This is a genomic window from Faecalibacillus intestinalis, assembly GCF_015097455.1.
GTDB classification, from domain to species: Bacteria; Bacillota_I; Bacilli_A; order Erysipelotrichales; family Coprobacillaceae; genus Faecalibacillus; species Faecalibacillus intestinalis.
In genome coordinates, this window is record NZ_AP024085.1 from 2825942 (window position 1) to 2837959 (window position 12018).

The 12018-nt window shown below is 30.7% G+C and carries 13 protein-coding genes; 10 read left to right on the forward strand and 3 right to left on the reverse strand.

What is annotated here, in order from left to right:
- Nucleotides 1–98 precede the first annotated feature (98 nt).
- Nucleotides 99–857, reverse strand: a complete 759-nt coding sequence (locus Fi14EGH31_RS14965; RefSeq protein WP_022002084.1) for an SDR family NAD(P)-dependent oxidoreductase — start codon at nt 855–857, stop codon at nt 99–101.
- 157 nt (nt 858–1014) lie between these two features.
- Between Fi14EGH31_RS14965 and Fi14EGH31_RS14970 the strand changes: the two genes are divergently transcribed.
- Together Fi14EGH31_RS14970 and Fi14EGH31_RS14975 are read left to right on the forward strand one after the other, a co-directional pair.
- A complete protein-coding gene (locus tag Fi14EGH31_RS14970) occupies nt 1015–1236 on the forward strand; it encodes a hypothetical protein (protein ID WP_022002083.1) in 222 nt (73 codons plus the stop codon).
- 120 nt (nt 1237–1356) lie between these two features.
- Nucleotides 1357–1608 carry a hypothetical protein gene (locus tag Fi14EGH31_RS14975; protein ID WP_022002082.1) on the forward strand — a complete coding sequence of 84 codons (252 nt, stop codon included), beginning with the start codon at nt 1357–1359 and terminating at the stop codon, nt 1606–1608.
- Here Fi14EGH31_RS14975 and Fi14EGH31_RS14980 read toward each other — a convergent pair.
- Nucleotides 1524–1826 (reverse strand): hypothetical protein, encoded by a 303-nt coding sequence (locus Fi14EGH31_RS14980; RefSeq protein WP_022002081.1) that lies wholly within the window; start codon nt 1824–1826, stop codon nt 1524–1526. The genes Fi14EGH31_RS14975 and Fi14EGH31_RS14980 overlap by 85 nt on opposite strands.
- A gap of 461 nt (nt 1827–2287) precedes the next feature.
- Between Fi14EGH31_RS14980 and Fi14EGH31_RS14985 the strand changes: the two genes are divergently transcribed.
- From Fi14EGH31_RS14985 to Fi14EGH31_RS15020, 8 genes are all read left to right on the forward strand, one after another.
- Nucleotides 2288–4369, forward strand: coding sequence for a PTS transporter subunit IIABC (locus tag Fi14EGH31_RS14985; protein WP_200764995.1), 2082 nt, complete (start codon nt 2288–2290; stop codon nt 4367–4369).
- A gap of 5 nt (nt 4370–4374) precedes the next feature.
- Nucleotides 4375–5208 (forward strand): PRD domain-containing protein, encoded by an 834-nt coding sequence (locus Fi14EGH31_RS14990; RefSeq protein WP_117347759.1) that lies wholly within the window; start codon nt 4375–4377, stop codon nt 5206–5208.
- A 300-nt stretch (nt 5209–5508) separates the two neighbouring features.
- Nucleotides 5509–6501, forward strand: a complete 993-nt coding sequence (locus Fi14EGH31_RS14995) for a PTS sugar transporter subunit IIB (RefSeq protein WP_200764996.1) — start codon at nt 5509–5511, stop codon at nt 6499–6501.
- Nucleotides 6502–6513: 12 nt separating this feature from the next.
- The gene (locus tag Fi14EGH31_RS15000; RefSeq protein WP_022002077.1) at nt 6514–7329 is read left to right on the forward strand and encodes a PTS mannose/fructose/sorbose transporter subunit IIC; all 816 of its coding nucleotides are present in this window, start codon (nt 6514–6516) and stop codon (nt 7327–7329) included.
- Nucleotides 7330–7349: 20 nt separating this feature from the next.
- The gene (locus Fi14EGH31_RS15005; protein WP_107029215.1) at nt 7350–8267 is read left to right on the forward strand and encodes a PTS system mannose/fructose/sorbose family transporter subunit IID; all 918 of its coding nucleotides are present in this window, start codon (nt 7350–7352) and stop codon (nt 8265–8267) included.
- A 32-nt stretch (nt 8268–8299) separates the two neighbouring features.
- Nucleotides 8300–8674 (forward strand): DUF956 family protein, encoded by a 375-nt coding sequence (locus Fi14EGH31_RS15010; RefSeq protein WP_022002075.1) that lies wholly within the window; start codon nt 8300–8302, stop codon nt 8672–8674.
- A gap of 58 nt (nt 8675–8732) precedes the next feature.
- On the forward strand, nt 8733–9593 hold the full coding sequence (locus Fi14EGH31_RS15015) for a LysR family transcriptional regulator (RefSeq protein WP_107029216.1): 861 nt from the start codon (nt 8733–8735) through the stop codon (nt 9591–9593).
- Between the two features lie 69 nt (nt 9594–9662).
- Entirely contained in the window at nt 9663–11015 is a 1353-nt protein-coding gene (locus Fi14EGH31_RS15020) for an MATE family efflux transporter (RefSeq protein ID WP_200764997.1), read from the forward strand.
- 8 nt (nt 11016–11023) lie between these two features.
- Here the strand turns inward: Fi14EGH31_RS15020 and Fi14EGH31_RS15025 are convergent, their stop codons facing one another.
- On the reverse strand, nt 11024–11914 hold the full coding sequence (locus Fi14EGH31_RS15025) for a helix-turn-helix domain-containing protein (protein WP_117574354.1): 891 nt from the start codon (nt 11912–11914) through the stop codon (nt 11024–11026).
- Between the last annotated feature and the right edge of the window lie 104 nt (nt 11915–12018).

Below are 12018 nucleotides of genomic sequence, written 5' to 3' on the forward strand. Positions count from 1 at the left end.
CCGTTAAATTAGATAATGATTAAATTTTTTTGAAAATGAAAAAGAGATTTCTAATATTGACTGCTTCAATAATAAATGAAATCTCTTTATTTTTTATATTATAAATCTACACCATAATCACTCACAACAACTTGTCCTGTAAGTGGCGCTGCATCATCACTTGCAAGGAAAAGTGCTACTTTTGCAACATCTAAAGGACTACAAGGTTGAAGTGTTAAATCACTATGAGCTGACATAGCGCCCATCATTTTCATATCCATGGTATCAGGTGTTAATCCTGCTGCCATATCTGTTGTAATACTTCCTGGACAGATAACATTACATCTAATTTTTTCTTTAGCAAAACGCATAGCAGCATGTTTTGTTACCCCAATAATTGCTGCTTTAGTAGATACATAAACAGCACCACCTGCTCCATATTGACCAGCAACACTTGAGATATTAACGATAGAAGCTCCACTTTTCATCACTTTTAAAGCTTCTGACATACAATACATTGTTCCTTTTTGATTAATATCAATAACTCTATTTAAATCATCATAATCAATTTGATCAATTGCATTTAATCCTTTATCTAACACACCTGCATTATTAATTAAAATATCTAATTGACCAAAAGTTTCAACTGTTTTACTTACTAAGTTTTTAACATCATCCACTTTAGAAATATCAGTAGGAACACATAAAACAGTTCCTCCTGCTGCTTCAATTTCTTTTGCTGCTTCTTCCAAGACTTGTTGACGTCTTGCTGAAATAACAACTTTTGCTCCTTCACTCGCAAACAGTTTCGCAATTTCTTTACCAACGCCGGCATTCCCTCCTGTAATAATTGCCACTTTATTATCCAATTTTCCCATAAAAAATCCTCCTAGATATATAGTAACACATGTAAGCGCTTAACTCCATCTTTTTCATATCTCAAAATTGTATATGAGTTTACCATATTTTTACACACTACTCACACTCTTATATGTTAAAGAATGGGTACTATATAGGTGTCAAGAGGAGATAGACATGAAAAAGAAATTATCCGTTATAATCAGTGTAATTTGTATTATCGTTTCCTTAGGTTCGATTTCAGGAACTTTGTATTATGCTAAAAACCATAATACTTCATCTATGATGCAACAAGCAGAAGGAACACCTCCTTCAATGCCTAATCAAGGAGAAAATAGTCAAAATAATGAGTCTAATCAACAAGATTCATCTCAAAATAACAAAAGTAGCAATGATTAATCAAATTCACAAAACCAAGATTTAAATGATCAAACAAATGAAAATTCTACTGGACAAGCACCTAATAATCAACAAGATTCCCCAGGACAAAATCAACAAAACAACAATCAACCTGACCAAATGAATCAAGAAATGACTTCATCAAGTCAATCATTAACTGCTCTACAAATTGTCATTATTAGTATCAGTGTTTTAGTTTTTATGCTTGCAATAACTTATTTAATTATGAGTAAATTTGGAAGTAAAACACTTGTTGAAACATTTTATGGAGCTAAACCAACTGCAATCTATGCTGTTATTAATGTTGTAGGAACAATTTTACTTGTTTGTGCTCTTGTGTTATCAAGCAATGCTTTATTATCATCTATTTGATGTATTTCTATTCCTTCTATAATTAAATCAATTGATTCATAAAGTCTTTGAATACCACCTATTAAAAAATCATTATAAATAGCATCAATTTCATTAAATTGATTCGTAAGTGAAATCAAAGTATTTTCTTTAGATGACCATAATGCTTTAAAATCTTTTTCATTTTGTGTGTGTATTGCTTTAGCATAGTTATAAACAAGTTGTTTAATTTCTTCCATAATATTTCTCCTTTTTGACATTAAACATCATTACTCTTAATAAAATTTCTTAGTGGGTATTTTTTTATCAAAATTTTAAAAAGATAATAAAGACAACAAAAGAACACTATGAAAAATAAAGTAAATGGAAAGGGATCCTCTCCAGCAAATATAAAAAATGAACGTATTGAATCAAAGTGATACCTATTAGACAATATGATTGATCCAATAAAGAAATTAGAAAAAAATACTAAAAAATAGACTTCATCTTTACTCAACCAGCTTTTCTCTTCCATATGCTTTTCCTCCCTTGAATTTAGTTATATATAAATATTATACAATACCTTACCCATTAAAGATATCTATAATCTAACTCATCTATACAAATGTACATATAGATTATTTTATGATACACTAAATGCGAAAAATTGTGTTTTTAAAGTATAAAATTCTATACTTTTTTATAAATGAAAGGGAAGAAAATGAAAAAGAAAATTTTTGGGGTTTTACAAAGAATAGGGCGTAGTTTTATGCTACCTATTGCTGTACTACCGATTGCGGGAATGTTTTTAGGTATTGGGAGTTCTCTTACCAACGAAGCAACAATTGCTTCTCTTGGTTTAGAAGGTATTTTAGGTACAGGAACAACTTTAAATCATATATTGATTTTATTAATGTCTGTAGGGCAAACAATTTTTGATAATCTGCCTTTGATTTTTGCAGCCTCTGTTGCTTTAGGAATGGCAAAGAAATCAAAAGAAGTAGCAGTGTTATCTTCTATTATTGCTTTTTTTGTGATGCATTCAACGATTCATAGTTTGCTTATTTTTGATGAAGTTATTAAAGGAAATGAGATTGTTAAAAAAGTTGTTGAAGGAACCCTTACAAATGTATGTGGGCAAGTATCCTTACAAATGGGGGTATTTGGAGGAATTATTGTTGGTTTAGGTGTGAGTTGTTTACATAATCGCTTTTATCAAATTCAATTACCTGATTTTTTATCTTTCTTTGAAGGAGAAAGATTTATTCCTATTATTTCTACCATTGTTTATATTTTGGTAGGATTTTTGATGTTTTATATTTGGCCTACTTTCCAAGACGGGATTTTTAAATTTGGACAATGGATTGCTAGTAGTGGCTATGGGGGAACTTTTGTTTATGGAATTGTTAAAAGAGCCCTTGTCCCTTTTGGCTTACATCATGTTTTCTATATGCCTTTTTATCAAACTGCTATTGGTGGTACTTTGGAAGTCAATGGGGTTTTAATTGATGGTGCCCAAAATATTTTCTTTGCTCAACTTGCTGATCCAAATTTAAAGCACTTTAGTGTTGAAGCAACTAAGTATTTCTCTGGTGAATATATGATTATGATGTTTGGTTTACCAGGAGCAGCTTTAGCGATGTATCGCAGTGCTAAAGCTGAATCAAAAAAAGTTATAAGAAGTCTTTTTTTATCAGCAGCCCTTACGAGTATGCTTACAGGAATTACAGAACCCATTGAATTTGCTTTTATTTTTGTGGCTCCTATGTTATTTGTCGTTGATGTTTTTTTAGCGGGTACGGCTTTTGTTTTAGCTCATGTTTTAAAGGTGACGATTGGGTTTACTTTTTCTTGTGGTTTAATAGATTTTCTTGTTTTTGGTGTATTACAAGGTAATAGTAAAACTCATTGGGTTTTTATTATTGTTGGTGGAGTTATGTATTTCTTCTTATATTATTTTTCATTCCGTTTTTTAATTAAGAAATTTGATTTAAAAACACCAGGAAGAGAAGATGATAATAAATTAACGATTTTTAATAAAAAGAAAATGGATTACTCTTTTGACCAATCATTACTTGATCCCCAAGTACAAATGATTATTAAAGGGCTAGGAGGAAGATATAACTTTAGTGACCTTGATTGTTGTATTACACGATTACGTGCTTCTTTACAAGATCCAAGTCTTGTAAGCGAAGGCTCTTTAAAACAAGCAGGGGCAGCTGCTGTTTTATTACAGGGCAATGCTATTCAAATCATCTTTGGTCCAAAAGCTTCTTCTTTAAAAACAAAGATTAATGATTATTTAAATAACGTTCCTGCTTCTTATGATGAAGAAAAAACAATTGATTATCATACAACGGATGTAGAAATAGGAAATATTGTTGATGGTGAGGTTTTACCTATTGAAGATTGCTGCGATGATATCTTTGCTCATAAGTTGTTAGGAGATGGTCTCATGATTCGTCCAATACATGGTTTGGTTGTTGCTCCTTGTGATGGAACGATTTCTATGATTTATCCTACAAAACATGCTTTAGGGATTGAATTAGAAAATGGTATGGAAATATTGATTCATTTTGGTATTAATACTGTAAAATTAAATGGACAAGGGTTTGAACTTCTTGTTAAAATAAATCAGAAGGTTAAAAAGGGAGATCTGTTATGGAATGCAGATTTGAATTATATTAAAGAAAATGCCATCGATGATTGTCTTTTAATGATTATCACTAAAGGTCAAGGACCTTTAGAAAAGAACTATGGTCATAAAAAAAGTGGAGAAACGATTTTAAAAATAAAGAGGTGAACAAAATGTATCAAGTCTTAAAAGTATTAAATAATAATACCATTCTAGCTAAAGAAGATGATAATGAAATAATAGTTATGGCAAAAGGAATTGGTTTTGGTAAAAAAGTAAATGAACATTTTGAAATTCCACCTCACGCCAAGAAATACATGATGCAAAAGAACTATCAAGCTAAAGATAAACAAAAGAAAGTCATTGACTATATCAATCCTGTTTATCTTGAAATCGCAGCTGAAATCATTAAAGAAGCAACAAATAAATTTGAACAAGTCAATCATGATATTTTAATTCCACTGGCTGATCATATTTATTTTGCGATTAAACGTATGGATGAAAACATCATGCCTACAAATCCCTTTACTTATGATATTAGACTTTTATTCCCCGATGAATATGAAGTTGCTTTAAAATCAAAAGAAATCATAAAAAGCTTTATCAATAAAGAAATCAATAATGATGAAGTAGGTTTTATTACTCTACATATTCACTCAGCAATTTCTTCTAATAAAGTAGGGGAATCTATGGAAGCAGCACGTGTTGTTCATGAAAGTATTATTAAATTACAAACTGATTTAAATATGAAAATTGATGTTGAATCAATTTCTTATGCCCGTTTAATGAATCATATTAAATTCCTAATCATTCGTTTAAATACTAATGAACAATTGCAAATGGATATTAGTGAATTTACCAAAAATAAATTTCCTTTTGCTTATGAACAAGCAATAAGGATGTGTGATAATTTATCAAAGGTACTTCATAAAGAATTACCAGAATCAGAAATTGGCTATCTTGCTTTACATTTGGAAAGAATTTTATCAAGTGCATTTCAAAATTAGGGGATCACCCCTTTTTTATTTATTGATAAATTGTGATTGTTTTATATTATATATTATCTTTTTCATTATTTTTTATATCAAAAAATAATGAAAGAACATAAAAACGTAAAAAAAATGATTGACGCTTACATTTTTTGATGTTAGTATATCACTGTAATTAAATTGAATATTCAATAGTGTGTAACTTTAAGTAGGCATTAACTATTTTAAAAAAGAGCAATAGCTTTATTGTATCTTCTTTTAAATAGTTGGCCTACTTTTTTTGTTATTCAATGTTAATTAGAGAGAGGGAGGAAAAATATGGTAGGAATTATTCTTGCAAGTCATGGTGAATTCGCTAATGGAATTTTACAATCTGGTTCTATGATTTTCGGTGAACAAAAAGATGTAAAAGCTGTGACTTTACAACCAAGTGAAGGTCCTGATGATTTAAGAGCAAAAATGGAAGAAGCTATTTCCACTTTTGAAAATCAAGACGAAGTTCTTTTCTTAGTTGATTTATGGAGTGGAACTCCATTTAATCAAGCTAACTTATTACTTAACGGTCATGAAGATCATTGGGCTATCGTTACTGGGTTAAATTTACCAATGCTTATTGAAGCATATGCAATGCGTATGTCTACTGACAGCGCACATGAAATCGCAACTCATATCTGTGAAGTTGCTAGAGACGGAGTTAACATTCGTCCAGAAGAATTAGAACCTAAAAAGGAAGAAGCAGTAAAAGCTGAAAAACCAGCACCTGCTGGGGCTATTCCTGAAGGAACTGTTCTTGGAGATGGACATATTAAATATGTCTTAGCTCGTGTTGATACACGTTTATTACATGGTCAAGTAGCTACTACTTGGACAAAATCAACTCAACCAACACGTATCATTGTTGTATCTGATGCAGTATCTCAAGATGCATTACGTAAACAAATGATTGAACAAGCTGCACCACCAGGTGTTAAAGCAAACGTTGTACCAATCAAAAAGATGATCGAAGTCGCTAAAGATCCTCGTTTTGGTGCTACTAAAGCTTTATTGTTATTTGAAACTCCTCAAGATGCTTTAAGAGCTATTGAAGGTGGCGTTGATATTAAAGAATTAAATATTGGTTCTATGGCTCACTCTGTTGGTAAAGTGGTTGTTAATAAAGCCATTGCTATGGATCAGGATGATGTTGAAACTTTAGAAAAATTAAAAGAAATGGGTGTTACTTTCGATGTTCGTAAAGTACCTGCTGATTCTAAAGAAAATATGGACAGTCTTCTTAAAAAAGCAAAGACTGAACTTCAAAATATGAAATAGGGGGAAAATTTAATGTCTGCAATTACTATTATGTTAATTATTTTAGTAGCATTATTAGCAGGTATGGAAGGGATTTTAGATGAATTCCAATTCCATCAACCGCTAGTAGCGTGTACTTTAATTGGTTTAGTTTCAGGACATCTAAGTGAAGGTATTATCTTAGGTGGTTCTTTACAAATGATTGCCTTAGGATGGGCAAACGTTGGTGCTGCTGTTGCTCCAGATGCTGCTTTAGCTTCTGTTGCTTCTGCAATTATCATGGTTTTAGGTTTAAATGGTGGTACTGTTAATACACAAACAGCTATCTCTACTTCAATTGCTGTTGCAATTCCTTTATCAGTAGCTGGTTTATTCTTAACTATGATTTGTCGTACAATCGCTATCCCATTAGTTCACTTAATGGATGGTGCTGCTGAAAAAGGAGATTTCCGTAAAATTGAAATCTATCAAATTTTAGGTATCTTATTACAAGGTGTCAGAATCGCAGTTCCTGCTGCTGCACTATGTATCGTTCCTGCTGAAGCAGTAACTAGTGTTTTAAATCAAATGCCTGCTTGGTTATCAGGTGGTATGACTGTTGGTGGTGGAATGGTTGCCGCTGTAGGTTATGCAATGGTTATTAATATGATGTCAACTAAAGAAACTTGGCCATTCTTTGCTATCGGTTTCGTATTAGCTGCATTAAGTGAATTAACATTAATCGCTTTAGGTGCTTTAGGTGTTGCTATTGCTTTAATTTACTTAGGATTAAAAGAAAACGGTGGTTCTGGTAATGGTGGTTCTACTGGTTCTGGTGATCCATTAGGTGATATTTTAAATGACTATTAATCTTGAAGGAGGAAAGAAATATGGCAGAAAAAATTCAATTAACTAAAAAAGATCGTTTATCAGTTGCTTGGCGTCATCAGTTCCTTCAAGGATCATGGAACTATGAACGTATGCAAAATGGTGGTTGGTGTTATTCAATTATCCCAGCTATCAAAAAATTATACAAAGATCCACAAGATAGAGCAGATGCTTTAAAAAGACATCTAGAATTCTATAATACACATCCTTATGTTTCAGCTCCAGTTATGGGTGTTACATTAGCCTTAGAAGAAGAAAGAGCTAATGGTGCTGAAATCAATAATCAAGCTATTCAAGGGGTTAAAGTTGGTATGATGGGACCTCTTGCAGGGGTTGGAGATCCAGTATTCTGGTTCACTTTAAGACCAATCTTAGGTGCTTTAGGTGCTTCTCTTGCTTTAGGTGGAAGTATTGTTGGTCCATTATTATTCTTCTTTGCTTGGAATATTATCCGTATGGCATTTATTTGGTATACTCAAGAATTTGGATATAAAGTTGGTACTTCTATCGCAAAAGATTTATCTGGTGGTTTATTAGGTAAAATTACTCAAGGTGCTTCTATTTTAGGTATGTTCATTATCGGTTCTTTAGTTCAACGTTGGGTAAGTATTTCATTTACTCCTGTTGTTTCTAGAGTTACTCAATCTGAAGGTGCTTATATTGATTGGAGTCAAATCAAAGGTGGAGCTGAAGGTATTAAATCAGCTTTATCTCAATATGCTTCCCTTGGAGCTAATGGATTAGATAAAATTAAAGTTACTACTTTACAACAAAACTTAGATCAATTAATTCCTGGACTTGCAGCATTATTACTTACATTACTTTGCTGCTGGTTATTAAAGAAAAAAGTTTCACCAATCGTTATTATCGTTGCATTATTTATCGTTGGTATCTTAGCTCGTTTAGCTGGAATTATGTAATTTAAAAAGTTCAATATTTATGGAGGGAATATATGGTACAATCATTAAATAAAAAAGTCGATTTAACAATTAATGCTACTTCTTATTTAGGAATGGCAAACTATGGTAAAGTGTTAGTCGGGGATGAAGCTTTTGAATATTACAATGATAAAAACGTCAATGATTATATTCAAATTCCTTGGTCTGAAGTAACAGAAATCATGGCAAGTGTCATGTTTAAAGGAAAATGGATTCCTCGTTTTGCAGTTGTTACGAAAAACAACGGAAACTTTATCTTTTCGACAAGAGATAATAAAAAGACATTAAGAGCTGTTAGAAATTATGTTGATCCAAATAATATGGTTCGTTCTCTTAGTTTCTTTCAAGTAATCTCTCGTGGTTTAAAATCATTATTCAAACGTAAATAAATATTGAGCAAAGGAGCTTTATTGCTCCTTTTTTTGTTATAATGAAAGAGGTGATAATATGGATCTAAATAGAATACATTATTTCTTTAAAGCTGTTGAATATAAAAACTTTACGCAAGCAGCTAACGCTTGTCATATTGGACAAACAACCATGTCTAAATACATTGCTGTCTTAGAGCAAGAACTCCAAACACAGCTATTTATAAGAGAACATAGAACATTAACTCTTACTAAACAAGGAAAACAGTTCTATGAAGGAATGAAAAACATTTATGCTTCTTATCAAACTTTATGTCAAAATATTCAACAAACGAATACTTTACATATAGGCATGAAAACAACAGATTTTACAGACTTTGAAATTCTTGAAAGCTTTGAAAAGAAATACCCACATCTTTCTATTTCTTATTCTTATCTTGAAGAAAATGAATTGATGGAAGGCCTAAAAGCGCATCAACTCGATGCGTTAATTTCTCCAAGTATGCTCTCTTTCTACAAAAATAATCCAATTGAAACAACAACCTTATCTAAAGAAAACGTTTCTCTTGTTTGTTCAAAAGAACTGATCCATAAATATCATACAATAGAAAAGGTCATGCAATCTGTTCCCTATATTACAAAAGCAACAGATCAAAACTATCATCAATTATGTAAAGATGAACTTTATAAAATTTATCATACAACTTTTAATAAAGTAGAATACGTTAAAGAATTTCCCAAACAACTTCTTTTACTTAATCTATCTAGAGGTTTTTCAATCCTTCCTACAAAAGAAGTAGAAAACAGAGATCAGTTCTATTTAGAGGATATTAGTAAATACTTTGCTGATCTTGAAAAAATAGATCTTGTTTATTTAAAACAAAATAAATCAGAGAACTTAAATCTATTATTGCAACATATCCATGAAAAAAAGTGCTAGATTAAACATTTTTTTTCGTTTTATCTTTTAACATTTATCCTATATAATACAAAGCAAGGAGTTGATGTTATGCAAAAAGATTTAACAAAAGGCAGTGCCTTAAAAAATATTATTACTTTCTCATTACCTTTTTTACTTGCTAATTTCTTACAAACATTCTATGGTATGGCTGATTTATTTATTGTCGGTCAATACAATGGAGCTGCTTCTTTATCAGGGGTTTCTATTGGAAGTCAGGTCATGCATATGATTACTGTTATGCTTGTAGGAATTGCAATGGGTTCAACGGTCATGATTGGTCGTTATGTTGGTGAAAGAAAAGAAGAAGAAAAAAGGATGACTGTAGGAAATACAAGCATAATCTTTATGATTTTATCTCTGATTGTTACTTTGATTTTATTATTCTTTATTAATCCGATTGTTTCTATTATGTCTACACCTGTAGAAGCGATTCAAGAAACAACACTTTATTTAAAAATATGTTTTATTGGAATTCCTTTTATTACTGCTTACAATATTATTAGTTCTATTTTTAGAGGATTAGGGGATTCTAAAAGACCCATGTATTTTGTGGCAGTTGCTTGTTTTTTTAATATTGTGTTAGATTTCATTTTCATTGGTTATTTCAATATGCATGCCGTTGGTGCAGCATTTGGGACAGTGATTTCACAACTTATTAGTGTAATTGTTGCTTTATTTGCAATCATTAAAAGAAAATTGATTGTCATCCATAGATACCATTTGAAATTACATAAAAAAATTATTAAAGATATCTTTAAAATCGGTTTTCCTATTTCTATGCAAGATGGTCTTATTCAAGTATCATTCATTATTATTACGATTATTGCCAATAGCCGTGGTGTTAATATTGCCGCAGCAGTTGGTGTTGTAGAAAAAATCATTAGCTTTTTATTCTTAGTACCATCAAGTATGCTTTCAGCAATCTCTGCTATATGTGCCCAATGTGTAGGAACAAAACAACATCAACGTGCTCGCCAAACATTACGTTATGGAATGATGATTGCTTTAGGATTTGGAATTTTCTTTGCGATTACTTGTCAATTTATTTCCAAGGAAATTCTTTCGCTATTTACAAGTGAAGCTATCGTTATTATGTATGGAAGTCAGTATTTAAAAGGATATGTTTTAGATTGTATGTTTGCTTCTATTCATTTTTGTTTTAGTGGATTCTTTACTGCTTATGGTTATTCCATTATTTCCTTTATTCATAATGTAATTTCCATAGTCCTTATAAGAGTTCCAGGAGCTTATATTACTTCTAAACTTTTCCCTGAAACATTACTACCAATGGGACTTACACCCGCTCTAGGTTCTATTTTATCTGCCCTTATTTGTATAACTGTCTTTATTGTTATGAAGAAAAAGAATAAATTTGATTTTCAAAAAACGTCATCCAAGTGATGACGTTTTTACTTAAACTTAATTGAAAGAATACATGTATAATCATTCTTTATCTTTTTGTTTGTTTCTAACTCTTTTATAGGAAGAGATGTGACATGATTTTTTCCATAAGATAATGCCACTAACATTTGTTTTTTACTATATTTAATAGCTGTTTTTTCTTCAATTTTATCATAATCCCAAACATCATAGTTACTAATGTTTTCTAAAAATGAAATACCTTCAGCTATATAATACCCATCTTCAAAAGCATCTATAATCTTCAAAGTAGGTGCTTCTCGATCTATTACTAAAGCAATATTTCCGGTATTTGTTCCTTTTGAAGGATTATTATAAAATGTACAGATTTCTTTATCAGATATCTTTTTACCTTTTTGATATTGGGTTAAATACATAGTTAATGAATCAAAATCTTTTTTTGAATTATAATGAAATAACAAAATATCACCTGGATGATTAGAAAGCATATTTGCTGTTTGCATTTCTGTGCTTTTTTCTAAATAAGGTTCTATATAGTTTTGTGGTTGTGTTAATTTTTTGTAGATAAATATGCTTGTAATAAATATGAAAACAACAAGCATAACTATTAATAATTTTATAATTTTCTTTAGATACTTTTGTTTGTTTTTATTATCTTTTGTAATCTGAATAATATTTTCTTCTGCTTTTTGTTCAATTGTTTCTTTAGGTATATCTTCTCCAGCAAGAAATTCATTAATACTTATATCTAGTATCTTACATAATTCAAGATAGACTGTTACATCTGGTAAACAAATGCCTCTTTCCCATTTAGATACAGATTTATCAGACATATTTAATTTTTCTGCAAGTTGTTTTTGGGTCAAACCTAATGATTTTCTTTTAACTGCTATATATTTACCAATTTTAATAAGATCCATATAACCACCTTCCTTATCAAATCATATCATTTTAAATAGAAAACAACACCTCTTATAAGTAGAATTAGTTTTTATATTATGAAAAAACAAACAAATAAAAAACA

What these genes read in the sequence shown, in the direction of transcription:
- Fi14EGH31_RS14985 (WP_200764995.1), top strand. Translation starts at nt 2,288, where the DNA reads ATGAAAAAGAAAATTTTTGGGGTTTTACAAAGAATAGGGCGTAGTTTT.
- Fi14EGH31_RS14970 (WP_022002083.1), top strand. Translation starts at nt 1,015, where the DNA reads ATGAAAAAGAAATTATCCGTTATAATCAGTGTAATTTGTATTATCGTT.
- Fi14EGH31_RS14975 (WP_022002082.1), top strand. Translation starts at nt 1,357, where the DNA reads ATGAATCAAGAAATGACTTCATCAAGTCAATCATTAACTGCTCTACAA.
- Fi14EGH31_RS14965 (WP_022002084.1), bottom strand. Translation starts at nt 857, where the DNA reads ATGGGAAAATTGGATAATAAAGTGGCAATTATTACAGGAGGGAATGCC.
- Fi14EGH31_RS15005 (WP_107029215.1), top strand. Translation starts at nt 7,350, where the DNA reads ATGGCAGAAAAAATTCAATTAACTAAAAAAGATCGTTTATCAGTTGCT.
- Fi14EGH31_RS15000 (WP_022002077.1), top strand. Translation starts at nt 6,514, where the DNA reads ATGTCTGCAATTACTATTATGTTAATTATTTTAGTAGCATTATTAGCA.
- Fi14EGH31_RS15025 (WP_117574354.1), bottom strand. Translation starts at nt 11,914, where the DNA reads ATGGATCTTATTAAAATTGGTAAATATATAGCAGTTAAAAGAAAATCA.
- Fi14EGH31_RS14980 (WP_022002081.1), bottom strand. Translation starts at nt 1,826, where the DNA reads ATGGAAGAAATTAAACAACTTGTTTATAACTATGCTAAAGCAATACAC.
- Fi14EGH31_RS15015 (WP_107029216.1), top strand. Translation starts at nt 8,733, where the DNA reads ATGGATCTAAATAGAATACATTATTTCTTTAAAGCTGTTGAATATAAA.
- Fi14EGH31_RS15020 (WP_200764997.1), top strand. Translation starts at nt 9,663, where the DNA reads ATGCAAAAAGATTTAACAAAAGGCAGTGCCTTAAAAAATATTATTACT.
- Fi14EGH31_RS14990 (WP_117347759.1), top strand. Translation starts at nt 4,375, where the DNA reads ATGTATCAAGTCTTAAAAGTATTAAATAATAATACCATTCTAGCTAAA.
- Fi14EGH31_RS15010 (WP_022002075.1), top strand. Translation starts at nt 8,300, where the DNA reads ATGGTACAATCATTAAATAAAAAAGTCGATTTAACAATTAATGCTACT.
- Fi14EGH31_RS14995 (WP_200764996.1), top strand. Translation starts at nt 5,509, where the DNA reads ATGGTAGGAATTATTCTTGCAAGTCATGGTGAATTCGCTAATGGAATT.